Origin of the sequence: Pantoea sp. S18, assembly GCF_045689705.1 — a bacterium.
Classification (GTDB): Bacteria; Pseudomonadota; Gammaproteobacteria; order Enterobacterales; family Enterobacteriaceae; genus Pantoea; species Pantoea symbiotica.
In genome coordinates this window covers 517891-540045 of the sequence record NZ_CP142689.1, presented here as the reverse complement: position 1 = coordinate 540045, position 22155 = coordinate 517891, and the positions used below count along the sequence as shown (strand labels likewise).

The following is a 22155-nucleotide window of genomic DNA, read 5'->3' as shown; positions in this document are numbered from 1 at the left end:
GAAAAGATCGGGGTCGATCATCTTTAGGGATCTCACATGTCAGTAGAAAAAATTAATACCGTGGTGGTCGGAGCGGGTCAGGCAGGTATTGCGATGAGTGAACATCTGTCATTAATGGGCGTGCCACATGTGGTATTCGAGCGTAGCCGTATTGCTGAGCGTTGGCGTTCAGAGCGTTGGGATTCATTGGTTGCTAATGGCCCAGCCTGGCACGATCGTTTTCCTTCAATGAAATTCGATAATATTTCCCAGGAAGCGTTTCCTCCGAAAGAGCGCATGGCGCAATATTTTGAAGACTACGTGAAAATGCTCGATGCGCCGGTGCGAACCGGCGTGGAAGTGTATTCGGTTGAGCGCCTGCCGGAACGTAGCGGTTTTAAAGTGCTGACATCGGTCGGTGAATTTGAAGCTGACAATGTGGTGGCGGCAACCGGTCCCTTCCAGAAACCCGCTTTCCCGCAGATCGTGCCGGAAAGCGCTGCACTGCATCAAATTCACTCATCGGCGTATAAAAATCCGCAGCAGCTGCCGCAGGGCGGCGTGTTGGTGGTGGGCGCAGGCGCGTCAGGTTCACAAATTGCGGAAGAGCTGCGTAATTCTGGCCGTGAAGTGACACTCTCCATCGGCGAACATTACCGTCCACCACGTTCGTATCGCGACCGTGATTATTGCTGGTGGTTGGGCGCGCTGGGCTTGTGGGATGAAGTCAAAATCAAGCCGAAGAAACAGCACGTTGCTTTTGCTGTGAGTGGTTATGAAGGGGGCAAAACGGTCGATTTTCGTCGTCTGGCGCATATGGGCATTACGCTGGTTGGTATCACCAAAAGCTGGGATAACGGCGTATTAAGCTTTGCCGATGGTTTAGTGGAGAATATTGCCGAGGGCGATAAAGCCTATTTCGACGTGCTGCGTGATGCTGACTCCTATATTGAACGTAATGGCCTGGATTTACCGCCCGAACCGCAAGCATGGGAATTACTGCCAGATCCAGAATGTTTAATTAATCCATTATCAGAATTGGATCTGCAGGCTGCAGGCATCACCAGCATTATCTGGGCCACCGGTTTTAAATTTGATTTCAGCTGGCTGAAAGTGAATGCCTTTGATGACAATGGTGTACCGTTCCATAAGCGCGGTATTTCAGCCGAACGTGGTATTTACTTCCTTGGCTTGCCTAATCTGGTGAATCGCGCATCATCGTTTATTTACGGCGTATGGCACGATGCCAAATATATTGCCGATCATGTGGCATTACAAAACGCCTACACCGATTATAAAAAGTCGTAAAAATATTTGTAGGGTCGCCATTCATGGCGACCTCTTCCAAATATTATTGGAATATCCTCTATGACCATCACCTGCATCGAAGAATTACGCCATTTAGCCCGTAAACGCGTGCCGAAAATGTTTTATGACTATGTCGATGCAGGTTCATGGACGGAAAGCAGCTATCGCGCCAAAGCCGCCAACTGCAGCGCTTTGGTGGCAAAACGAATGTGGGGTCGATTGACGCAGATATTCTTCGTTTGTGAGTCGGTCGCCATGAATGGCGACCCTACAAAAATGCGCTAATCCTTTGTAGGGTCGCCATTTATGGTGACCGAAAGACGCTTTACTGACGATTATTGCCCCTACAAAAGACAATAAAAAAGCCGGACATTGTCCGGCTTGGTTCACTTCTGGCGAGGATTACAGCGCCATATCCTGTTTGCCTGATTCCGCACGCGGCTTAGCCTGCGTCGGTGCAACAGCTTGATCATCCATGTTGATAACCGGCGGCTTGGTCAACAGCAGCGTCGCTGCAGTGTTGTCCCAAACTTGCTGGGTCAGCGCGGTGTTGCCGTTCAGCTTCTGGCCGAAGCTTGGCACGATTGCGCGGATCTTCTGCTGCCACTCTGGCGATGCGAACTGCTCTGGGAAAAGCTTCTTCATCACGTCGAGTGTGATTGGCGCAGCAGTAGATGCACCCGGAGATGCGCCCAGCAGGGCAGCCAGGGTTTTCTGCTGATCGGTCACGATTTCGGTACCCAGTTTCAGCAAGCCACCTTTTTCGGCATCTTTCTTGATGATCTGTACGCGTTGACCAGCCTGAATCAGTTTCCAGTCTTCTTTACGCGCGTTCGGATAGTACTCTTTCAGCGCAGCAAAGCGGTCGTCGTCATTCAGCATCACCTGACCAATCAGGTATTTGACCAGATCGAAGTTGTCGATGCCCACATGCGTCATCGGCATGATGTTGCTGGTGGTGGTCGCGCTCAGCAGGTCAAACAGCGAACCATTTTTCAGGTACTTGGTAGAGAAGGTCGCGAACGGCCCAAACAGCACCACTTTCTTACCATCAAGGGTACGTGAATCGATGTGTGGAACCGACATCGGTGGTGCACCCACAGAAGCCTGACCGTACACTTTTTCCAGGTGACGGTTAGCGATCTCTGGGTTCTCGGTCATCAGGAACGAGCCACCAACCGGGAAGCCGCCGTAGTTGTCTGCTTCCGGAATGCCGGTTTTCTGCAGCAGCTTAATCGCGCCGCCGCCAGCACCGATGAACACGTATTTCGCATCAACCGAACGCTTATCGCCGCTCTTCACATCTTTGATGGTGACGTGCCAGGAATTGTCGCCGTTACGCTTGAAATCAGTGACTTCAGATGAGGTTTCCAGCTTGAAGTTCTGATCTTTTTTCAGGCTACCGATCAACTGACGGGTAATTTCACCGTAGTTAACATCGGTGCCGACCGGTGTCCAGGTTGCCGCGACCTTCTGGTTCGGGTCACGACCTTCCATCACCAGCGGTGCCCATTGCTGGATCTGCTGATGATCGGTGGAGAACTTCATGCCCTGGAACAGGGTGGTTTTCTGCAGCGCATCGTAACGCTTGGTCAGGTACTCGACGTTTTTGTCGCCCCAAACGAAGCTCATGTGCGGCGTAGAGTTAATGAAGGAGTGCGGATCGTGCAACACACCGCGCTGCACTTGCGACGTCCAGAACTGACGAGAAATCATGAAGGATTCGTTGATTTCCAGCGCTTTGCTAACGTCGATTGAACCGTCTGCACGCTCAGGCGTGTAGTTCAGCTCCATGTTAGCAGAGTGACCGGTACCGGCGTTGTTCCAGCCGTTGGACGATTCCAGCGCGACGCCGTCCAGCTTCTCAACCATCAGCTGTTTCCAGCCCGGTTGCAGCTCTTGCAGCCAGGTGCCGAGCGAGGCACTCATGATGCCGCCGCCAATCAGCAGCACGTCAGTTTTTTCTGGTGCGTCATCAGCGCGTACCGCTGAAGAGACAAGCAGCGCTGCCAGCGATAGGGCAGACACGATCTTTTTGGTGTGAGTCATTCCAGTCCTACTTATTATGCAATGCAGGTGAACGTTAAAAATTCGGTTTGCACATTAAGAGATTGTTACGAAATGATTAACTTGTTTTTAGTTAATAAAGTATTGGTGTTAATTAATTAACTTACAAAAAAGAAAATAGCGTGAAATATAAGCAGAAGGGGGAATTAATCGGGGATAAACCGCTTAAGCAGCGCGGTTATTCTTTATATCGGGAGACGCGACTTAGGTCAAATGAAACTCACGTATCCTTCGCTGCACATTCCATAAAACATCACTTCACGAAGCGTGTTCATTGCCCGGATACAAACTGTATTACCCTAACGTCTCTAATGACTTGTTTTACTTTCGCGTGGGCAACGGCATGACTAACAAAACACTGTATGAAAAATTGATCGATCAGCATGTGGTTCGTAAGTTAGACGATGAAGGGCATGTGCTGCTCTACATCGATCGTTCGATTCTGAATGAATACACCAGCCCGCAGGCATTCAGCGGCCTGCGCGATCACCAGCGTCCGGTGCGCAATCCGGGCACCATTCTGCTGAATGTCGATCACGTCAACCCGACGCGACCCGAGCGCGATGAGGCGATGACCGACGCGGGCGGGCAGTTACAAGTCGATTACTTCCGCCAGAACGCCGCGCATTTTGGTATCGAACTGTTTGATGTACTGGACCCGCGCCAGGGCATTGAACACGTGGTGGCGCACGAGCAAGGTTTGGTAATGCCCGGCATGGTAATTGCGGCAGGCGACAGTCATACCACCACTTACGGCGCGTTTGGCGCGCTCGGGTTCGGTATCGGCACCTCGGAAATCGAGCATCTGCTGGCGACGCAAACCCTGATTTATCGCACGCTGAAAACCATGCTGGTGACGGTAAGCGGCGAGCTGCCGTTTGGGTGTTCGGCGAAGGACATCATCATGGCGCTGATCGAACAGATTGGCGCATCGGGCGCGACCGGATTTGCCATTGAATTTGCGGGTGTTGCCATCGAAGCGCTGAGCATGGAAGGGCGCATGACGCTGTGCAACATGGCGGTGGAAGCCGGTGCGCGCGGTGCGATTATCGCGCCGGATGAAAAAGTGTTTGCCTACATCGCCGGTAAACCGCAAATGCCGACCGGCGAGCTGTGGCAGCAGGCCGTTGCGGAGTGGCGCGATTTGCGTAGCGATGCTGACGCGCGCTTTGACAGCCGCATCGCCATCGATTGCAGCGATCTCGAACCGAAAGTGACCTGGGGCATCAGCCCGGATCAGGCCAGCGCTATCACTGGCCGCGTGCCCGATCCGGCGCAGGAAAAAGATGCGGTAAAACAGCAGACGCTGCGCAGTGCACTGAAATATATGGGACTTGAGCCCGGCACGCCGTTAGCGGAAATCGCCATCACGCATGCCTTTATTGGTTCCTGCACCAACGGCCGCATTGAGGATCTGCGCGCCGCCGCCGCGATTATCGACGGACACAAAATCGCGCCGCACGTACGCGGCATTATCGTGCCGGGATCGACGCAGGTGCGTCAGCAGGCAGAAGCGGAAGGTTTAGCTGCGATTTTTGTTAACGCCGGTTTCGAATGGCGTCAATCGGGCTGCTCGATGTGCCTGGCGATGAACGAAGATGTGTTAGCGCCCGGCGATCGCTGTGCGTCTGGCACCAACCGCAACTTCCCTGGCCGCCAGGGCGCAGGTGCGCGCACGCACTTAATGAGCCCGGCGATGGTCGCCGCCGCCGCGATTGCCGGTCATCTGGTTGATGTCCGTAAATTCATGACTGCAGAGGTTTAATATGGAAGCATTTAACAACATTACTGGCACGCTCGCGCCATTACCGGCTGCCAATATTGATACTGATGTGATCATGCCCAAGCAGTTTCTCAAAGGCATCGATCGCCAGGATTTGGATCGCGGCGTGTTCTTCGACCTGCGCTTTCTGCCTGACGGCAGCCCGAATCCCGATTTCATTCTGAATCAGCCCGGCTGGGAAAACGCTGCCTTCTTACTGGTCGGTGCCAATTTCGGCTGTGGTTCCAGCCGCGAACATGCGGTTTGGGGACTCAATCAGCTCGGCATCCGCGCCATTATCGGCACCAGCTTTGCCGGCATCTTTGACGATAACTGCCAGCGTAATGGTGTTTTGACGCTGACGTTAAGCGAAGAGGATTATCAGCGCCTGTGTGAAGTGGCGAACGATGCCGCAAACAACCGCATTACCGTGTCGCTGGAACAACAGGCGATCCTCTTCAATAATCAACGCATTGCCTTTTCGGTCAGTGCCTTGAAGCGTGAGATGTTATTGGGCGGCGGCAGCGCGGTGGACTGGACGTTGCAGTACGAATCCGATATCACTCAGTTTGAAGCGCAGCATTTTGCCCAGCGTCCGTGGCTGAAACGCGGCCCAATAGTACAGGATGCCCAAGCATGAGTGATATTACGCCACGCGGTGATTCCCCCTTTATCGACGGCTTTACGCTGAGTGATGTGCGATTGGCGAATGGCGTGACGCTGCGCGTCGCCATCGGTGGCGAAGGCCCGCCTTTACTGATGCTGCACGGACATCCGCAAAATCATCTGGCGTGGCGCAAAATTGCGCCGCAGCTGGCGCAGAAATATCGCGTGATCCTGCCGGATCTGCGCGGTTACGGCGACAGCGACAAGCCGGTAAGTGATGAGACGCATCGTGCTTACTCGAAACGCGTGATGGCAGACGATATTAGCCTGCTGATCGACGCATTAGGCCTGGAGCGCGTAGCGTTTGTTGGTCACGATCGCGGTGCGCGCGTAGGTCATCGGCTGGCGCTCGATCATCCGGAAAAACTTTCCTGCTGCGTGTTTGTCGATATTGCGCCAACCGCCACCATGTATGCGTTAACCAATAAAGCATTTGCCACGCGCTATTTTTGGTGGTTCTTTTTGATTCAACCTTATCCATTACCGGAAACTATGATCGGCCACGATCCAGCGTTATTCCTGCGCAAACACATTGATGGGCAATTAAAAACGCCGGGCGCCACCGAAGAGGTAATATTCAACGATTACCTGCGCTGTTATCAAAAGAAAGAGATGATTCACGCGGTGTGCGAGGATTATCGTGCCGCGGCGACAATTGATTTAGACGATGATGCGCAGGACAGCGATAAACGCATTGAAGCGCCGCTGCTGCTGTTATGGGGAGAAAAGGGCACGGTCGGCCAGTTATATAACGTGGTGGAAACCTGGCAGGATAAAGCGCGCCATATTCTAGGCCACGCATTACCTTGCGGTCATTCACCGCATGAGGAAGTGCCCGACCTGTTTTTAAGCCAGCTTCAGCCCTTCCTGGATTCTGTGTTATAACCGGCTAAATTTCTCTAACGCTGTGATGGTTATGAAGATACTGCTTGCCGGGAAAAGTTATCAGAAGCCGCTTGAGGGCTGGCCGTCGGTTGAAGATCTGTATGTATTTATCAGCGTGGCGCGCTACGAAGGTTTTGGCCGCGCCGCCATTGAGCTCGGCCAGTCGCCATCCTATATCAGCAAGCGTATTGCCATCCTTGAAAAGCAGCTGGAAACCCGGCTGTTTTTCCGCACCAACCGCGTGATGCGCCTGACGCCAGAAGGTGAAAAGGCGCTGGAAGGCGCGCTGCAGGTGGTGCACGAGATGGATTCCTTCCTCAATAATTTCCAGCAGTGGCGCGGCGAACTGACCGGCGATCTTACCGTGGCCTGTTCATTTGGTTTTGGTCAGGATTATTTGTCCGATGCGATTGCAGAATTTATGACGCGCCATCCTTCACTGAATATCAAACTGATGCTCAGCGATCGTGATATTGATTTATTGCAATCAGGAACCGATGTGGATATTCGCGTTGGCGATGATGTTAATCATTCCTACATTGCGCGAAAATTAGCCGCCAATCGGCGTATTCTTTGCGCTTCAGCAGATTATTTAGCCCGATCGCGTCCGCTGGAGACGCTGGATGATTTAATCGATCACAGCTGTCTTATTATTAATGAAAATAACAACACTTTTGGGCATTGGACGTTAACCGATGGCGAGAATAAAATCGTCTGTCGCCTGAATAGCCATTATTCATCGAATAGTGGGAAAGTGATTTTAAACTGGGCTTTAAAGTCGCACGGCATTGCGTTGCGATCTGCCTGGGATGTCGCACCTTATTTAAGTGAAAACCAATTGGTGCACGTTTTACCGCAGTGGTATCAGGAAGCGAATGTTTGGGCGGTTTACACGCAACGCGCTTCTGAATCGCCGCGCATTAAAGTGTTTATTGATTTTCTCGCTGAATATTTTGCAGAAAAAAGCCTGCCGATGATGAAGGGCAGGCTGTAAATTCCAATAAATTAAACATTAGCCATAAGCCACTTTGCTATTGATATGATAAAGAGTGGCTGTGGCGGCCATGATATGTTGACCATCGTGCGCCGGTTCGTGTGATTCCACTTCGGTGATGTGATAACCCACCGCGCCGGCAGCAACGGCTTTCTTCACAAAGGCGTCATTCAGCTCTTCCATTGAGGTCGCCCAGCTTACGGAAGTAAATCCTACTGGGTGAATTGATGAAAGTTCGCGATGGGTTAAATCAGCGCGAATTAAAACCGGTTTAACAGATTGCGGTGTGAAAATAGATATTACGTCATTAATTAATTGTTTCATGGCGATACTCCTCGCAAATAGTAGCTGAACCATTGGCCGCAGCTACGAATCTTTCAATTGTTGATAATGCGCTTAAACCCTAAATGTTCACGACAGGTGCTCATTGCCGGTGAAGTTAATAAACACCTTTTCAGGTTAAGCGTTTTAGCTTTAATTGCTAATTAGATGTTAAGAAAGATTCAGCCACAACTCATTCAAACTTACGCGACTATTTTTGCATCTGGTTACATTTGGCGGAAAAAAATAAAGCCGCCATGAATGGCGACCCTACGGTTATTTCGCGGGATTTTGTAGGGTCGCCATTCATGGCGACCGATCAAAACTCGCGCTGCCCGCCCAGCTCGATGACCCGATTTGGCGGGATATTAAATTGCTCATGCGCGCGCTGTGCGTTGCGCTGGCAGAAATGGAAAATACCGCCTTTAACCCGCATCAAACCTTTTCTCTTCTTCATCACCAACGTGTCGTGCGAGGTGAAGAACGAGGCTTCATTGACGGTACAACCAAGTCCTTCCAGCCCGCACAGATGCAGGATCTCCGCCATTGATGGCGTCTCGCGCCAGCCGTAAGCGGCGGTTACTTGCCAGAACGACGGCGACAACTGGGTGATGCTCAGGCGCTTCTGGTTGTAGACGCGCGGGATATCGGTGGTGCGGATATGCAGCAGCACCACACGTTTATGCAGCACGCGGTTGTGTTTGAGGTTATGCAGCAGCGCCTGCGGAATCTCATGCTCTTTACGTGAGAGGAAGATTGCGGTGCCAGGCACACGGCTTGGCGGATTGGTTTCCAGCGATCGCACCAGCGCCTGCAGGCTTTCGGGATCGTTATTCAATTTGCGGATCAGGCGATTACGCTCGCTGCTCCAAATCAGCATCAATCCCATCATGCTCAGCGCCAGTAACACCGGCACCCAACCGCCGGAGAGCAGCTTCATCAAGTTGGCGCTGAACAGCGGCACATCAATGCTTAACATACACAGCAGGAAAACCAGCGCCACCGGCAGCGGCCACTTCCAGTTACGCAGTGCCACCACACCCGCCAGACAAGCGGTAATCACCATGGTGCCGGTCACCACAATGCCGTACGCGGAAGAGAGTGCAGAAGATTGACGGAACGCCAGCACAATCACCGTTACTGCGACAAACAGCAGCCAGTTCACCACCGGAATATAGATCTGGCCGGATTCGGTATGCGAAGTGAAAATGACGCGCATCGGCGGCAGGAATCCCTGACGAATCGCCTGATGCGTCAGCGTATACACGCCGCTAATCACCGATTGCGCCGCAATCACCGTCGCCAGCGTTGACAGCACAATCAGCGGAATCTGTCCCCAGCCCGGCGCGAGATTAAAGAACGGGTTATTGATGGCCTGCGCATCGGCAATCACCAGCGCGCCCTGACCAAAGTAGTTGAGCACTAATGCGGGCATGGCGATCACCAGCCACGCCATGCGAATTGGCGCTTTGCCCAGATGTCCCATATCGGCGTACAGCGCTTCCGCACCGGTCACCGCCAGCACCACCATGCCGAGCGCGGCAAACGACAACGCTTTGTGGCTGAGTAAGAACGTCAGCGCATACGAAGGGTTGAGTGCATACAGCACCTCAGGATTGAGCAAGATGCCGCGAATACCTAGCAGGGCAATCGACACAAACCAGACAAACATCACCGGGCCGAACACTTTACTGACCTTTTCGGTGCCGTGTTTTTGAATGATGAACAGCAGCGTGAGGATCGCTACCGCCAGCGGCACTACATATTTATCCAGCTCTGGCGATACCACTTCGATACCTTCAATTGCCGACAGCACCGAAATCGCCGGAGTGATCACGCCATCGCCATAGAAAAACGCGCCACCAATTAAGCCTGCTAACACAATGATATGCGACGCTTTGGGTCCGACATGCTGGCGCGCCAGCGACATCAGCGTTAACACGCCGCCTTCGCCATCATGATCGGCGCGCATTACGAAGCAGACATATTTCAGCGTCACAATCAGCGTCAGCGCCCAGAAAATCAGCGATAAAAATCCCATCACTGCGGTGGTGGAGATCGCGCCGTTAGGCAAAATGGAGAGACACTCTTTGAGGGTATACAGCGGGCTGGTACCGATATCCCCAAACACGATCCCTGCGGCCGCCAGCATGCCAGCAGGCAAGGACTGTTTTTCACTCTGACTCATAGATTTCCTGTGGTTTATCAGGGTTGAGGCTAATGAGGGCGAACATACCTGTTTGCGACCGATGCGAACAGTGGCAGGCGAATTTACGTACAGCATTTTTACGCCAATGACCGATATTTTTACACCATTTTTATACGGCGCTTATTTTATGAACTGAGCTTAGCTGATTAACGCGGGAAGTCGCGGAAGGATGGATGTTGTCAGTTAAGCGGAAAATCGGTCGCCATGAATGGCGACCCTACGGTGGTTTGGCGGGTGCGCATTTAAGCGCACCGGCATACATAGGCTTAATTAAACCGTAAATTACCAGCCTTTAATAATATCGCCTTTGTAGATCTCATTAGCCTTATCCAGCACTTCCTGCGACTGGAAAGCCTGTTTCAGCTTCTGCACGTTAGGGCTGTCTTTATTATCTTCACGCGCCACAATCGCATTCACGTAAGGCGAGGCTTTGCCTTCCATAAACATGCCGTCACGCGAAGCGGAGAGATTAACCAGCGCGGCGAAGTTGTTGTTGATGATCGAAATATACACCTGCGGATCGTCCAGCGTACGCGCCAGCTGCGGCGTATCCACCTCAACAATTTTCAGCTTCTTCGGATTATCGGTGATATCCAGCGTGGTTGGCAGCAGGCCCGCTTCCGGTTTCACTTTGATTAAGCCTTGCGCCTGCAACAGCAGCAGGCTGCGGCCGAGCGTGGTGGCTTCGTTGGAGATGGTCACGGTCGCGCCATCCGGCAGCTCTTTCAACGATTTAATCTTGCGCGAGTAACCCGCAATCGGGAACACAAAGGTGTTGGTGACCACGGCAAAGTGGTAGCCGCGCTCTTTGGATTGCATCTCCAGATAAGGCAGGCTCTGGAAGGCGTTGGCATCGACATCTTTGTTGAACAGCGCTTCATTCGGCTGTACGTAATCATTGAAGGCCACCACATCGACATCCAGCTGATATTTGTCATGCGCAACTTGCTTCACGGTTTCCCACAATGCCTGATCCGGTCCGGTATTAATGGCCACTTTGATTTGATTTTCATCGTCTTTGTTGCAGCCACTCAGCAGCGCCACGGAAGCAGCCAACAGAGTCGTAAGTAAAATTTTCTTCATTGCGCAGATCCCCTCTTAACGTAGGGAACGGACTATAATGGATGTTTAGACGTCTGTACATCCATCTGCGGCGCGTTTGCTTACTATTCGTTCAGGCGTTTAAGCAGGCAATATATTTCTCGCCCGACTGCATCACGATCTGCTGCGCATCAGCGAGAATTTCCCGCTGTTCAAATGCGCCATAAAGCCGCGCAAATTTCAGCGCCGCCAGACGACGAGTAATATCGCTCACCGCAGTAACTGATAACGGCAGCATATTCGGATAGCTCCACATAAATGACACCGCATTAGCGCCCGGCGTAACTTGCACAATATCGCCGCTCAGCAACACGCCACCATCCTGCGCCCAATGCAATACACATCCGCCGGCAAAATGTCCGCCGAGACGAATCAACTTCACATTCGGCACAATTTCCAGCTCGTCGTGTTGCCAGAGCGAGATATGCGGGCTATCACGCACAATCCATTCACTATCGTCAGCGTGCAGATAAATTGGTGCATCGAACGCCGCCGCCCAAACCTGCATGGTGCTGTAGTAGTGCGGATGCGAAATAGCGATGGCGTGAACACCGCCGAGCGCGGTGACAATCGCCTTAGTGGCATCATCGAAATTAGCGATGCAATCCCACAGAATATTGCCGTGCGGCGTTTGCAGCAGAAATGCGCGTTGATTAATGGCGAAGTTGGGTACGGTTTGCAGGCTAAATAAGTTGGCAGCATGCTGCTGCCATTTATTGCAGTGCGTGGATTGCAGGCTATTCAGTGAAATCCATTTTTGTCCGCTGGCAGGCACAAATTGCCGCTCGTCTTCACAGATTTTGCAGTGTTCGATCCTACTTTGCTGTTCATCGTACGATGTGCCGCATGCCGTGCAGATTTTGATCATGATGAATTCCTCTCGTCTATTTGAGATTCATTCTAGAAGCCGAAATCAGTACGTGCGCAGATCACCATCGATTGTATTAAGGGCGTTGCACCGCATTTGGGGTGTAAGAGGAAAGTGGGAATTTCGTAGGGTCGCCATTTATGGTGACCAGGTGCGCATGAATGCGCACCTACGAAATCGGGCTGTGAAGCTAAAGTTGCGGCTGCAACTGATAAATCCACGCCGTGACCAGCTCGCCATTGCTGGTAGTGACATCAACTTCCACCCGATCGTAGCCATCTTCAAACTCATCGAGCATCGGCCAATGGGGTTCAAGCATGTCAGACATAAACAGATAACCCGGTACGCGCGGGCCGTTGTCCTGCAACACAATGCCGGGGAAATCTGCTGCTGCGCCCCAGCCGCGTTCATAGAAGGTGCCGCAAACCGATCCCGCCAGCCATTCTCCGCCGATGTTTTCCAGAATATGCGCATTCGAGTGGCCTGGCTGCAGCGTGCCGTAGACAAATAAACGTTTCATTTTCCCTCATAAAATCAAGCAAAAGGGTGACTTTACCTATCGGCGATGACGATGTCATTAATCGCCCAATATGCGATGTGCGATGCCTTAAAAGTGGCTATTCTGAAGGACCCGCGATGAGAGGTAAAAGATCAATGTTGAATAGTTCGAGCATTTCTCGCTGCAATATAAAAAGCTACCCGCAATCCGCTCAGTTTGATGGCAAAAGGTTTAACAATAAGATCCCACGCCAGCAGTTAGGATTGACTGAATTCGCCAAACTATTCAGGGATTTTGCCTTTAATAAACCGAAAAACACCGCTCCTGAAGCTGCGCTGCCGTTAATACAACTTGACGCGCAGCAGCTTGCAGCGGCGGCGGATAACAGCGTATTTCGCCTTGGTCACTCGTCATTGCTGTTTAAAATGCAGGGGAAATATTGGCTGACCGATCCGGTATTTACCCAGCGCGCGTCGCCGTTTAAGTGGTTTGGTCCCAAACGCTTTCAGCCCGCGCCGATAGCGCTAGAAGATCTGCCGCCTATCGAAGGGATCATTCTTTCGCATGATCATTACGATCATCTGGATTATCACACCATTTTGCAGCTCAAAGATCGTGTGCGTTATTTCCTGACGCCGCTTGGTGTGGGCGATTTGCTGATGTCGTGGGGCGTTGCGCAGGAAAAAATTACTCAGCTGGATTGGTGGGAATCAGAGAATATTGGCGGTATTCATTTTGTTGCGACGCCATCGCAGCACTTTTCTGGCCGTGGAATCTTCGACAGCAATAAACGTTTGTGGTGCTCATGGAGCATTATCAGCGATGATTTCCGTCTGTTCTTTGGCGGGGATTCTGGTTATTTCGATGGTTTCAAACAGATCGGCAATAAATTTGGCCCATTCGACATGGCCTTTTTGGAAAACGGCGCGTATGACCGGCGCTGGGCCGATATTCATATGTTGCCGCAAGACACCATCAAAGCCTTTATCGATCTCAACGCGAAATGGCTGTTCCCGATTCACAATGCCGCTTTCGATTTAGCGTTTCATCAATGGAACGATCCGCTTAATCAAATCGTGGCGCTGGCGCAGGAACAGCAAATTAATGTGTCGGTGCCGCAAATCGGGCAGGGCGTGCAATTTTTACAGCCGCAGCAAGAGAAACCGTGGTGGTAAAAAGAGGCCCGATTGCCAGGCAATCGGGTTATCCGGTTATTTCGTCATACAGGTTGCGCAGTCGCGTGCGAAGAAATAAAACCGCTTTGTGCTTGCGCGATAATAACGTCTGCACGCTGCTGTCGCTCTCTTCAGCCAACTCGTTATAGCTGTAGCCGAGTAGTTCGGTTTTCTCGAACACCTCACGCTGCGCGTCCGGTAATTCGGCTAACGCTGCATCCAGTTCTTCCCACAGCAGCGTTTTGAGATATTCATCCTCCGGCGTTTGTGGCACGCCAAATAAGGTTTCAGCCAGCTCATCTTCCGGGAAATCATTCTCTTCATTGCCGCCAAAAAAATCGGCCAGCGGCAGCTCACGCTTTTTTCGTGCCCGATCGGTCATTTCATTGCGTGCCGCCCGGAACAGCCAGGCGGCGACATTCTCCACCGGCTGCTCCACTTGCATCAGCTTATAAGTGACTTCCTGCAAGATATCGTCGGCATCTTCACGCACTGCGGTTCGTCCGCGAATAAATGCATTTAGCTTGGTGCGACAGGCGGTGATTGCCGACATCAGCAGTGAATTCTGCGGCATCGCGCTTACTCGGCGTCGCTGGATTTAGGCGGGTTATTCTCCGGTTGTGGACGCGCTTCGCCTCGCTCATCACGCCGACCATGCCAGTCGCAACGATCGCGGTGGCCACGATGACCAAAGCGATTGCGTCGATGCTGCATAAACTCTTCGCGCTGTTCCGGCGTCATCTGCATCCAACGTTCATGCATGCGGCGACGCGCCATACCAAACATCCCCGGACGGAATCCCAAACCGCCAAACAAGATGCGGCACAACGCCAGCAAACCCAGCGCCTGCCAGAAGCCGATGCTTTTCACACCGATGATGCCGGGCAGCAACGCATTCCACAGCGACATCACCAACAAGCCCAGTGCGGCGATAATTACCGCGCCCATCAGCAGCGGCTTCGCCAGGCGATGGCCGCCAAAATGATCACGATGACCGTGTCTGTGCATATCAAAATCTCTCATTGTTTTATTCCTCATTAGATTAACGGATAACTGCTGGTGATGAGGTAGACGAATGAGCGGTGAGAATATTGCTAAAAAATTTAAAAAAAGAAAAAGGCTGCCGGATGGCAGCCTCGAATTGCAGACTATTTGTCGAAGAATCAGCGTTTTGCTTTATCCCTCCGTGGTCTAATTACAATATCTGCAATTTGCGTATCTTCCGGACTATCCACGATAAAGCGTACGGCGCGTGCCACTGAAGCTGCATCGAGATATTCCAGCGGATTGATCGGCGCATGGTTGCCCGCGCGGGCACGCGAGGCTTGGTTCATCGGCGTATCGGTTGGGCCTGGCGCGACTGTCGCGACCCGCACGCCATGTTCGCTCTCTTCGCTACGCAGCGCATGCGCCAGCGCGGTGAGAGCAAATTTCGAGGCGGAGTAAATAACGTGTCCTGCTAACGCTAGCGTCCCCGAACCGGAGTTGATAAACACCACTTTGCCCTGCGAGGCGCGCAGGGCTGGCAAGGTTAAACGCGTGAGTTCAGCAGGCGCGATGACGTTAATATTCAGGTGCTGTTGCCACAGTTCTGGCGTGGCGGAGAAGGTGGTGCTGAGTATTGAGATCGCTGCCGAATGCACCAGCACGTCAACCCGATCCAGCATGGCAGTGAACGCGGCCAAAGCGGCAAAATCCGTGATATCCAGCGCAACGGGAATCACGTTGGTGACCTGTTCTAAAGCCTGCAAAGTTTGCTGATTACGCCCAATGGCGTAAACCTGATGATCCGCTGCCAATAACTTCACGGTTTCCAGTCCAATACCGCTGTTGCCGCCGGTGACAATCGCCACCGGTAATGCTGATGCTGTCATAAGTTCCTCTCCTGTTGATGATTTCAAGCTAAGGAAAAGGACAGCCGCAGGCAAATGCCTAAAGTGACTATGAATTGCTGGCTAAGAACTTAGTCAATTAACACCAGCGCCATTTCATCTGCCAAATCTTCCAGCGCCGTTAGCAAAGGTTGTGACTGCAATGCTGGCAGGGATAATGTCGCAGGCACCAGGGAATGAAGGTTTATGCGGTCACCAAACAGCATCAATGCTTTACCGCCGTGCTGACGTGAAGCCCAACTCAATCCTTGGGCATCAGGATTGGCTTCATAAAGCCGGGCCGCCCAGCGTTGCGTTGTTGAATATTGGTCGGCCATTGAGCTGAGTAAAAGCGTTGTTGTAATCCCCAGCCGTTTTAAGCTGCGTGGATTGAGATCAAGCAGTAACAGCGGCTCTCGCGGAAGCAAACGGCTATGCATTACTGATTCAAGCTTACGCAACTCGATAGGATGGCCGGTGCATTTCAAGGGTAAATCCCTTAGCAACGTTTCCATCAATGCTACCGCGACATTCTCGCCCGCATACAGAGTGGGCACACTGCGACCATTTCGCAGGATCAGCGGGCTGAAACGAGCCTGACCAAAACCGGGATTAAATTCAGCCGCACCAAATTGCTTCGCATGTAGGCGATCAAAATGACAACCCGCAGGCCAAATTGTTGGCCTCAGTAAGGCCTCATCAGCCATTGATAGGTCCTTCCGCTTCAGCCTGGGCAGCTTTCACTACATCCGTTGGGCGTCGAGCCAAAAGATCCATTGGGCGCGCGCCGCCGAGCCAGCTATTAGGAGCATGGAACCAAAAGGCGATTGCCCAGGGTGATTTACTCTCCCCGAAGAGCGCGAGAATCGATTTCATCACCGGCAAAGGCTGTCCGCCTTCATCTAAAGCCCATGAAGGGAACCAGTCCCGGCCCGCTTCGGTGACAGCAAAGATTTTTCCCGCCTTTTTCCAGCGATTGGCTTGTGCCGCAGGATTACTTTTTGCCGCCGCATCACCACGCAACGCGCTGAGTTCTTTGGCCGTTAGCCATTGACCTTCATTAAATACTTTGCGGCGCAGCGCTTCCAGGCGACGATAGTTACGATCGGCGAAAGTTTCTTTCTCTCGCTCACTCGCGACGCTGACCGCAGGTTCTTCACTGACTGTTGCTCGTGCTTTGATACCCGCTAAAGTGGCGACAGCGCTTTCAACTGCAATGATCAACTCGGGCAACACGCTATTACGTGGTAAACGTACCAGCAGATATTCACTGGCTTCATCATGTGGAATGTCTTCCAGCGCGACCGCTTCAGCAGGCGCGGTGTTCATCACGTCATCTACGGAGAAGAGTGTGAATCGGCGATAATCCTGTACTGCGGTTGTGCGAGTTTTCATGGCGCCCTCCGGAAGTGATAATGATGATATTCGAGATGAAAAAGAATTATGTCGCGTAAATATAACACATATCACGAATATCACCATTATCACTTTCAAATCCGTAAAGCGCTGCCATTCAGACCATCAAATCACACAAAAACCCCAAATCCGGTTGTTGTTCGAGCTGCATCAGTTGCTGATAGATATTCCCAGCGTTAGGCAAATCCGCACAGCAGTCATGAAATTTCGCCTCGCGCTCCGCTGCGCTAAAAGGTTCATCGTGCGCACCGCGCGCATGTCGACGTGAATGCACTACTTCGCGGCCATCTTTAAAGCGCAATGTGAGAATGTGCGGTAAATCGCGGCTTTCCGCTTCCTGTTCTGCCGTCCACGGCGACATGCTGATACTTGCCATCAGCGCGTTATCCGTCTGCGCCCGCACGCTTTGCGCGGTAAAGTCAGTGACGCTCAGCGCCCCTTTTTCCAGCATCATCGCCACACAATATTGCATCGAGAAGCGCGCCTGCATTTCGTCCTGCGGCTGCGTGTAGGCGAGGTTGCGCCAGTTGGCGATGCCCACCTGACAATGCACGCTTTCGATATCGTCCAGTGATAGCGTCTGGCGCTGCTGCAAATCGGCAATGGCGTCGAGAATACGATGCGTTGAACCGCAGCACGGATGCTTTTTCGGCATCACGCCGATGCGCTCGATAACGTGTTCATTTTCACCAGGCAACGCGGAAACACTGAGTTTCCCAGCGTACAACTCAGCAAAACCCTGCGCGCATTCAATGATATCAGCGCGGCCTTGCATGCCAGTTTGCGCCAGCAGCGCGGCATCGACGGCGTTACGTGCGGCCATTCCGGCATGAAAGGGTTTGAGCGGCGTGCCGAACTGTCCTTTCACACCGCTGGCGAGACTCACCGCGATGCTGAGTGCGCGCGCAATGCCCGCCGCATCCATGCCCAGCAACGCCGCAACGCCAGTCGCGCTGCCGATGCAGCCGACGGTGGATGTGCCGTGCCAGCCGGCGGTGTAGTGCTGATAGCCAATCGACTCGCCCACAAAGGCCTGTGCCTGCAGGCCAATCAGGTAAGCGCGGATAAGCTGCGCACCGTCGCATTGTTGCGCCACCGCTAGCAGTGCGGGCACCAGCACCGCCGAGGCGTGACTCATGCCGGGCGCAAAGTTGTCGTCATAATCGATGGCGTGCGCGGCGGTGGCGTTAAACAGCGCATCCAGTGAGCGGGTGCGTGGCTGTTCGGGCCAGGCTTGCAGCACCGCGCGGGTTGAGAAATCACTGCGTCCCGCGACCATGCAGCCAAGCGTATCGGCAATAGCATCGCAGGCTAGCTGGCGTGCACGAGTCGAGAAGGCGGGCGGCGTGGCGCACCACTGCGCCAGCGTTTCAATAAGTGTCATGAACGAATCCTCAAAGTCAGGCCTCGCTGGCCGCGAGAAACTCACGCGTGTAGTTTTCCTGCGTCAACCCTTGCCGCACGTTGTCGGCGCTCAGCTCTTCCAGCAGTTTGCCGTGATGCATGATGCCAATACGGCTGCACAGATGCGTAACTACGGCTAAATCGTGCGTCACCATCAGATAGGTCAGCCCACGCTGGCGGCGCATGTTGCTGAGTAAGTTGAGGATCTCCGCTTGCACCGACACATCCAGCGCCGACGTCGGTTCATCCAGCAGCAGCACCGAGGGCTCAAGAATCAACGCGCGCGCAATCGCCACGCGTTGCCGCTGTCCGCCAGAGAGCTGATGCGGATAGCGATAACGGAAGGCATCGGAAAGTCCCACCGCGTGCAATACCTCGCTGATGCGCGCTTCATGGCGATCCAATCCGTGCAGCTTGAGCGGTTCACGCAGGCTGGCCCACACCATTTTGCGCGGATGCAGTGAGGCATACGGATCCTGAAACACCATCTGCACCTGGCGATAAAAAGCTTTATCGCGCTGGGGCTGCTGCTCGCGGTTATTGAACAGAATATGGCCGTGATAATCGTGATTGAGGCCAGCCAGCGCGCGCAAAATTGTCGATTTGCCGCAGCCGGATTCACCAATCAGGCCGTAACTTTCGCCGTGCGCCAGCGTAAAACTCACGCCATCCACCACCTGACGACGACGCGTTCCGCTGCCGAAAGCGATGGTGAGATCGACCAGTTCAATGCTGCGTTCTGCCGTTGGGATCATATTCATAGCGCCACTCCATCGCGGTAGCAGGGACCGTTAAGCCAGCTGGCTTCACGTAGCGGCACGCGCAGCATCTCAACCGGCTGATGCAAACGCGGCTGGCTGGCTAACAGCGCTTGCGTATAGGGATGTTGCGCCTGTTCAAGGCGGTCGGCGCGGATCTCTTCGACGATGCGCCCGGCGTACATCACCAACACGCGGTCACAGAAGCGCGACACAAGATTGAGGTCGTGGCTGATAAACAGCAGCCCGGTTTGGCGGCGCGCCAGTTGCTCGTTGAGAATGCTCAACACCTGTTGGCGCACCGTTACATCCAGCGCCGACGTCGGTTCATCGGCAATGATCAAATCCGGCTCCGGGATCAGCATCATGGCAATCATCACGCGCTGCCCCATGCCGCCGGAGATTTCATGCGGATAGCGCTGCGCGACGCTCTCGACATCGCGAATATGCACCGATTCCAGCATCGCCAGCGCCCGCAGTCGTGCTTCGCCTTTGCTGACGCGACGATGCAGCCGCCAGGCTTCCGCCACCTGATCGCCGATGCGCATCAGCGGGTTCAGTGAGAAGCGAGGATCCTGCAGGATCATTGAGATGCGATCGCCGCGAATAGCGCGCATCTGTTTTTCGCTGCAGCTGAGCAGGTCGATATCGCCAAACTGCATCTGATCGGCGCTGACGTGGCCGATTTTCGGCGTCAGCTTGAGCAACGCGCGGCAGGTTTGTGACTTGCCTGAGCCCGATTCGCCGACGATCGCCACTTTTTCACGACCGACCTGAAAGCTGACGTCGCGCACCGCATGCTGTTCGCCGTGCGCGCTGCGGAATACGATATTCAGGTTCTTGACCTGAAGCAGGGAATTAGTCATGGCGAATATCCATTACGTCGCGCAGGCCATCACCCAGCAGGTTGAAGGCGAGGCTGGTGAACAGGATGGCTAAACCGGGAATGGCGGCAACCCAGCCGTTGTTAAGCATGAATTCACGCCCGGAAGCCAGCATCGCGCCCCATTCCGGGCTCGGCGCTTGTGCGCCGAGGCCAAGAAAACCAAGTCCGGCGGCGGTGAGGATAATCGCCGCCATATTGAGCGTGACGCGCACCACCACGGAAGGCAGACACATCGGCACGATATGGCGCACGATGATGTGCCACGACGATGCGCCTTGTAAGCGCACGGCAGCGATGTAATCCATTTTGCGGATGGCCAGTGTTTCGGCGCGCGCCAGACGCGCAATCGGCGGCCACGACGAGAGCGAAATCGCGATGATGGCATTCTCGATGCCGGGTCCAAGCGCGGCGACGAACGCCAGCGCCAGAATCAGGCTGGGAAAGGCGAGAAAAATATCCACCAGCCGCATCAGAACGGTATCGACCCAACCGCCGAGATAACCGGCGGTGGTGCCGACCAGCAGCCCGAGCGGCGTAATAATCAAGGCGGTCAGCCCGGCGATATACAGCGTGATGCGCGCGCCATACAGCAGGCGGCTGTAGATATCGCGGCCCAGCTCATCCGTGCCGAGCCAATGCTCAGCGTTGGCGGGTTGCAGGCGCAGCGCCAGATTTTGTGCGTAGATATCGTGGCTGGCAATCCATGGTGCCAGCAGCGCGGCAGCGATAATCACCAGCAACACCAGCAGACCAAATAGCGCGGAGTGATTGGCGCAAAAGCGGCGCCATTGAATCCACATCAGCTGCACTTGCGCCTGCAACGGCGATTGCGGTGCCGGATCGCGCAGCCAGGCGCGTAAGTTCCGCGAGGCGGGCAGCGCCGGGGATTTATTCACGGAATCGGTCATGGTTCCTCCTGACGCGTGCGGGGATCAAACAGGCGATAGAGCAGATCGCACAGCAGGTTGAGGGCAACGAAGATGGCACCAATCAGCAAGGTGCAGCCAACCACCGCATTCATGTCGCCGGCCAGCAGCGCATTGGTGAGGTAGCGGCCAAATCCGGGCCAGGCGAACACCGTTTCAGTGAGCACCGCGCCTTCCAGCAGCCAGGCCCACGACAGTGCAACCACGGTCAAGGTCGGCACCGCGATGTTGCGCAGCGCATGTATCCACACGCAACGCGCCCACGACAAACCTTTCACCCGCGCGGTGATGATGTACTCCTGCGAAAGCTGCTCCAGCATGAAGCTGCGCACCATGCGGCTGATATAGGCGAGAGCGCTGAGACCCAGAATCGAGGCGGGCAGAATGATGTGACCCAACACGTTGCGGAACACCTCCCATTTGCCGCTTAGCGCACTATCAATCAGCCAAAAGCCGGTCACCGGATGCAGATCAAACTCGTAGATGAAATCGATGCGTCCGGGACCGCCAATCCAGCCCAGCGTGGCGTAAAACAGCAGCAATCCCATCAGTCCCAGCCAGAAGTGCGGCGTGGAGTAGCTGAGCAAACCGACAAAGCGCATCAGATGATCGAACCAGGTGTTGCGATACATGGCGGAGAGCACGCCCGCCGGTACGCCCAGTCCCACGCCGATAATCGCCGCCACCGTCGCCAGCTCCAGCGTGGCGGGAAACACGCGGGCGATATCCTGTGCCACCGGATGGCTGGTGGTGAGTGCGATACCAAAATCAAGATGCAGCAGTTGCCAGACGTAAGCGACAAACTGCTGCCACAGCGGCTGATCGAGGCCGAGCTGCTGGAACATCTTGTCGTACGCTTCCTGGCTGGCGTTATCCCCGATGATCGCCACCACCGGATCGATCGGCAGCAAACGGCCAATATAGAAGGTGAGTGCGGCCAGCCCCAACAGCGTGCAACCGATCGAAATAACTCCCTTAGAAAGGCGTCGCAACAGACGCCAGCCAGCGGAAGGTGTGTTCTGTGCGAGCGGTGAGATCACCTGAGACATCAGCCACCTCC

The 22155-nt window shown here is 53.8% G+C and carries 23 protein-coding genes; 7 read left to right on the top strand and 16 right to left on the bottom strand.

The window, feature by feature from the left end; translation table 11 throughout:
• Positions 1-36: 36 nt before the first annotated feature.
• On the top strand, positions 37-1287 hold the full coding sequence (locus VIJ98_RS22320) for an NAD(P)/FAD-dependent oxidoreductase (protein WP_323271528.1): 1251 nt from the start codon (positions 37-39) through the stop codon (positions 1285-1287).
• Between the two features lie 60 nt (positions 1288-1347).
• On the top strand, positions 1348-1572 hold the full coding sequence (locus VIJ98_RS22315; RefSeq protein WP_323271527.1) for a hypothetical protein: 225 nt from the start codon (positions 1348-1350) through the stop codon (positions 1570-1572).
• Between the two features lie 117 nt (positions 1573-1689).
• Here VIJ98_RS22315 and mqo read toward each other — a convergent pair whose 3' ends face one another.
• Complete coding sequence (gene mqo / locus VIJ98_RS22310; protein ID WP_323271526.1) at positions 1690-3336, bottom strand: malate dehydrogenase (quinone); 1647 nt, start codon at positions 3334-3336, stop codon at positions 1690-1692.
• Positions 3337-3697: 361 nt separating this feature from the next.
• Here mqo and leuC point away from each other — a divergent pair, with 361 nt between their 5' ends.
• From leuC to VIJ98_RS22290, 4 genes are read left to right on the top strand one after another with little or no spacing between them, the layout of a single operon-like run.
• Positions 3698-5119 (top strand): 3-isopropylmalate dehydratase large subunit, encoded by a 1422-nt coding sequence (gene leuC, locus VIJ98_RS22305; protein WP_154157052.1) that lies wholly within the window; start codon positions 3698-3700, stop codon positions 5117-5119.
• Position 5120: 1 nt separating this feature from the next.
• Positions 5121-5756: a 3-isopropylmalate dehydratase small subunit gene (leuD, locus tag VIJ98_RS22300; protein ID WP_154157053.1), complete on the top strand. Its 636-nt coding sequence runs from the start codon at positions 5121-5123 to the stop codon at positions 5754-5756.
• A complete protein-coding gene (locus VIJ98_RS22295; RefSeq protein ID WP_323271524.1) occupies positions 5753-6667 on the top strand; it encodes an alpha/beta hydrolase in 915 nt (304 codons plus the stop codon). Before leuD ends, VIJ98_RS22295 begins: the two co-directional genes overlap by 4 nt.
• 31 nt (positions 6668-6698) lie before the next feature.
• Positions 6699-7661, top strand: a complete 963-nt coding sequence (locus tag VIJ98_RS22290; RefSeq protein WP_323271523.1) for a LysR substrate-binding domain-containing protein — start codon at positions 6699-6701, stop codon at positions 7659-7661.
• A gap of 18 nt (positions 7662-7679) precedes the next feature.
• Here VIJ98_RS22290 and VIJ98_RS22285 read toward each other — a convergent pair whose 3' ends face one another.
• From VIJ98_RS22285 to VIJ98_RS22265, 5 genes are all read right to left on the bottom strand, one after another.
• Positions 7680-7985 (bottom strand): DUF1471 domain-containing protein, encoded by a 306-nt coding sequence (locus VIJ98_RS22285; protein ID WP_008106813.1) that lies wholly within the window; start codon positions 7983-7985, stop codon positions 7680-7682.
• 316 nt (positions 7986-8301) lie between these two features.
• Positions 8302-10170, bottom strand: coding sequence for a low affinity potassium transporter Kup (gene kup / locus VIJ98_RS22280; RefSeq protein ID WP_256699420.1), 1869 nt, complete (start codon positions 10168-10170; stop codon positions 8302-8304).
• 303 nt (positions 10171-10473) lie between these two features.
• Positions 10474-11274 carry a MetQ/NlpA family ABC transporter substrate-binding protein gene (locus VIJ98_RS22275; protein ID WP_154157058.1) on the bottom strand — a complete coding sequence of 267 codons (801 nt, stop codon included), beginning with the start codon at positions 11272-11274 and terminating at the stop codon, positions 10474-10476.
• Positions 11275-11365: 91 nt separating this feature from the next.
• Positions 11366-12160 carry an MBL fold metallo-hydrolase gene (locus tag VIJ98_RS22270; RefSeq protein WP_323271522.1) on the bottom strand — a complete coding sequence of 265 codons (795 nt, stop codon included), beginning with the start codon at positions 12158-12160 and terminating at the stop codon, positions 11366-11368.
• 190 nt (positions 12161-12350) lie between these two features.
• Entirely contained in the window at positions 12351-12680 is a 330-nt protein-coding gene (locus VIJ98_RS22265; RefSeq protein ID WP_154157060.1) for a gamma-glutamylcyclotransferase family protein, read from the bottom strand.
• A 242-nt stretch (positions 12681-12922) separates the two neighbouring features.
• Here VIJ98_RS22265 and VIJ98_RS22260 point away from each other — a divergent pair, with 242 nt between their 5' ends.
• Positions 12923-13834 carry an MBL fold metallo-hydrolase gene (locus VIJ98_RS22260; protein WP_323271520.1) on the top strand — a complete coding sequence of 304 codons (912 nt, stop codon included), beginning with the start codon at positions 12923-12925 and terminating at the stop codon, positions 13832-13834.
• 28 nt (positions 13835-13862) lie between these two features.
• Here VIJ98_RS22260 and VIJ98_RS22255 read toward each other — a convergent pair whose 3' ends face one another.
• The 10 genes from VIJ98_RS22255 to VIJ98_RS22210 all read right to left on the bottom strand — a co-directional run bounded on the left by VIJ98_RS22255 (position 13863) and on the right by VIJ98_RS22210 (position 22144).
• Positions 13863-14408, bottom strand: coding sequence for an RNA polymerase sigma factor (locus tag VIJ98_RS22255; RefSeq protein ID WP_323271519.1), 546 nt, complete (start codon positions 14406-14408; stop codon positions 13863-13865).
• A gap of 5 nt (positions 14409-14413) precedes the next feature.
• A complete protein-coding gene (locus VIJ98_RS22250; RefSeq protein ID WP_256698684.1) occupies positions 14414-14857 on the bottom strand; it encodes a hypothetical protein in 444 nt (147 codons plus the stop codon).
• A 140-nt stretch (positions 14858-14997) separates the two neighbouring features.
• Positions 14998-15708 (bottom strand): SDR family oxidoreductase, encoded by a 711-nt coding sequence (locus VIJ98_RS22245; RefSeq protein ID WP_323271518.1) that lies wholly within the window; start codon positions 15706-15708, stop codon positions 14998-15000.
• Between the two features lie 89 nt (positions 15709-15797).
• Complete coding sequence (locus VIJ98_RS22240; RefSeq protein ID WP_323271516.1) at positions 15798-16412, bottom strand: RES family NAD+ phosphorylase; 615 nt, start codon at positions 16410-16412, stop codon at positions 15798-15800.
• A complete protein-coding gene (locus VIJ98_RS22235; protein WP_154191213.1) occupies positions 16405-17100 on the bottom strand; it encodes an antitoxin Xre/MbcA/ParS toxin-binding domain-containing protein in 696 nt (231 codons plus the stop codon). Before VIJ98_RS22235 ends, VIJ98_RS22240 begins: the two co-directional genes overlap by 8 nt.
• Positions 17101-17218: 118 nt before the next feature.
• The gene (locus tag VIJ98_RS22230; protein WP_154157067.1) at positions 17219-18505 is read right to left on the bottom strand and encodes an MmgE/PrpD family protein; all 1287 of its coding nucleotides are present in this window, start codon (positions 18503-18505) and stop codon (positions 17219-17221) included.
• A gap of 16 nt (positions 18506-18521) precedes the next feature.
• Positions 18522-19286, bottom strand: a complete 765-nt coding sequence (locus VIJ98_RS22225; RefSeq protein ID WP_008106788.1) for an ABC transporter ATP-binding protein — start codon at positions 19284-19286, stop codon at positions 18522-18524.
• Positions 19283-20149: an ABC transporter ATP-binding protein gene (locus VIJ98_RS22220; RefSeq protein ID WP_154157068.1), complete on the bottom strand. Its 867-nt coding sequence runs from the start codon at positions 20147-20149 to the stop codon at positions 19283-19285. The genes VIJ98_RS22225 and VIJ98_RS22220 overlap by 4 nt, the downstream gene beginning before the upstream one ends.
• Positions 20142-21077 (bottom strand): ABC transporter permease, encoded by a 936-nt coding sequence (locus tag VIJ98_RS22215; RefSeq protein WP_323271514.1) that lies wholly within the window; start codon positions 21075-21077, stop codon positions 20142-20144. The genes VIJ98_RS22220 and VIJ98_RS22215 overlap by 8 nt, the downstream gene beginning before the upstream one ends.
• Complete coding sequence (locus tag VIJ98_RS22210; RefSeq protein ID WP_323271513.1) at positions 21074-22144, bottom strand: ABC transporter permease; 1071 nt, start codon at positions 22142-22144, stop codon at positions 21074-21076. The genes VIJ98_RS22215 and VIJ98_RS22210 overlap by 4 nt, the downstream gene beginning before the upstream one ends.
• Positions 22145-22155 lie beyond the last annotated feature (11 nt).

Bases quoted from the DNA above. Each gene is read 5' to 3' on its own strand.
- VIJ98_RS22320 (WP_323271528.1), top strand. From the start codon at position 37: ATGTCAGTAGAAAAAATTAATACCGTGGTGGTCGGAGCGGGTCAGGCA.
- VIJ98_RS22315 (WP_323271527.1), top strand. From the start codon at position 1,348: ATGACCATCACCTGCATCGAAGAATTACGCCATTTAGCCCGTAAACGC.
- mqo (WP_323271526.1), bottom strand. From the start codon at position 3,336: ATGACTCACACCAAAAAGATCGTGTCTGCCCTATCGCTGGCAGCGCTG.
- leuC (WP_154157052.1), top strand. From the start codon at position 3,698: ATGACTAACAAAACACTGTATGAAAAATTGATCGATCAGCATGTGGTT.
- leuD (WP_154157053.1), top strand. From the start codon at position 5,121: ATGGAAGCATTTAACAACATTACTGGCACGCTCGCGCCATTACCGGCT.
- VIJ98_RS22295 (WP_323271524.1), top strand. From the start codon at position 5,753: ATGAGTGATATTACGCCACGCGGTGATTCCCCCTTTATCGACGGCTTT.
- VIJ98_RS22290 (WP_323271523.1), top strand. From the start codon at position 6,699: ATGAAGATACTGCTTGCCGGGAAAAGTTATCAGAAGCCGCTTGAGGGC.
- VIJ98_RS22285 (WP_008106813.1), bottom strand. From the start codon at position 7,985: ATGAAACAATTAATTAATGACGTAATATCTATTTTCACACCGCAATCT.
- kup (WP_256699420.1), bottom strand. From the start codon at position 10,170: ATGAGTCAGAGTGAAAAACAGTCCTTGCCTGCTGGCATGCTGGCGGCC.
- VIJ98_RS22275 (WP_154157058.1), bottom strand. From the start codon at position 11,274: ATGAAGAAAATTTTACTTACGACTCTGTTGGCTGCTTCCGTGGCGCTG.
- VIJ98_RS22270 (WP_323271522.1), bottom strand. From the start codon at position 12,160: ATGATCAAAATCTGCACGGCATGCGGCACATCGTACGATGAACAGCAA.
- VIJ98_RS22265 (WP_154157060.1), bottom strand. From the start codon at position 12,680: ATGAAACGTTTATTTGTCTACGGCACGCTGCAGCCAGGCCACTCGAAT.
- VIJ98_RS22255 (WP_323271519.1), bottom strand. From the start codon at position 14,408: ATGCCGCAGAATTCACTGCTGATGTCGGCAATCACCGCCTGTCGCACC.
- VIJ98_RS22250 (WP_256698684.1), bottom strand. From the start codon at position 14,857: ATGAGAGATTTTGATATGCACAGACACGGTCATCGTGATCATTTTGGC.
- VIJ98_RS22245 (WP_323271518.1), bottom strand. From the start codon at position 15,708: ATGACAGCATCAGCATTACCGGTGGCGATTGTCACCGGCGGCAACAGC.
- VIJ98_RS22240 (WP_323271516.1), bottom strand. From the start codon at position 16,412: ATGGCTGATGAGGCCTTACTGAGGCCAACAATTTGGCCTGCGGGTTGT.
- VIJ98_RS22235 (WP_154191213.1), bottom strand. From the start codon at position 17,100: ATGAAAACTCGCACAACCGCAGTACAGGATTATCGCCGATTCACACTC.
- VIJ98_RS22230 (WP_154157067.1), bottom strand. From the start codon at position 18,505: ATGACACTTATTGAAACGCTGGCGCAGTGGTGCGCCACGCCGCCCGCC.
- VIJ98_RS22225 (WP_008106788.1), bottom strand. From the start codon at position 19,286: ATGAATATGATCCCAACGGCAGAACGCAGCATTGAACTGGTCGATCTC.
- VIJ98_RS22220 (WP_154157068.1), bottom strand. From the start codon at position 20,149: ATGACTAATTCCCTGCTTCAGGTCAAGAACCTGAATATCGTATTCCGC.
- VIJ98_RS22215 (WP_323271514.1), bottom strand. From the start codon at position 21,077: ATGACCGATTCCGTGAATAAATCCCCGGCGCTGCCCGCCTCGCGGAAC.
- VIJ98_RS22210 (WP_323271513.1), bottom strand. From the start codon at position 22,144: ATGTCTCAGGTGATCTCACCGCTCGCACAGAACACACCTTCCGCTGGC.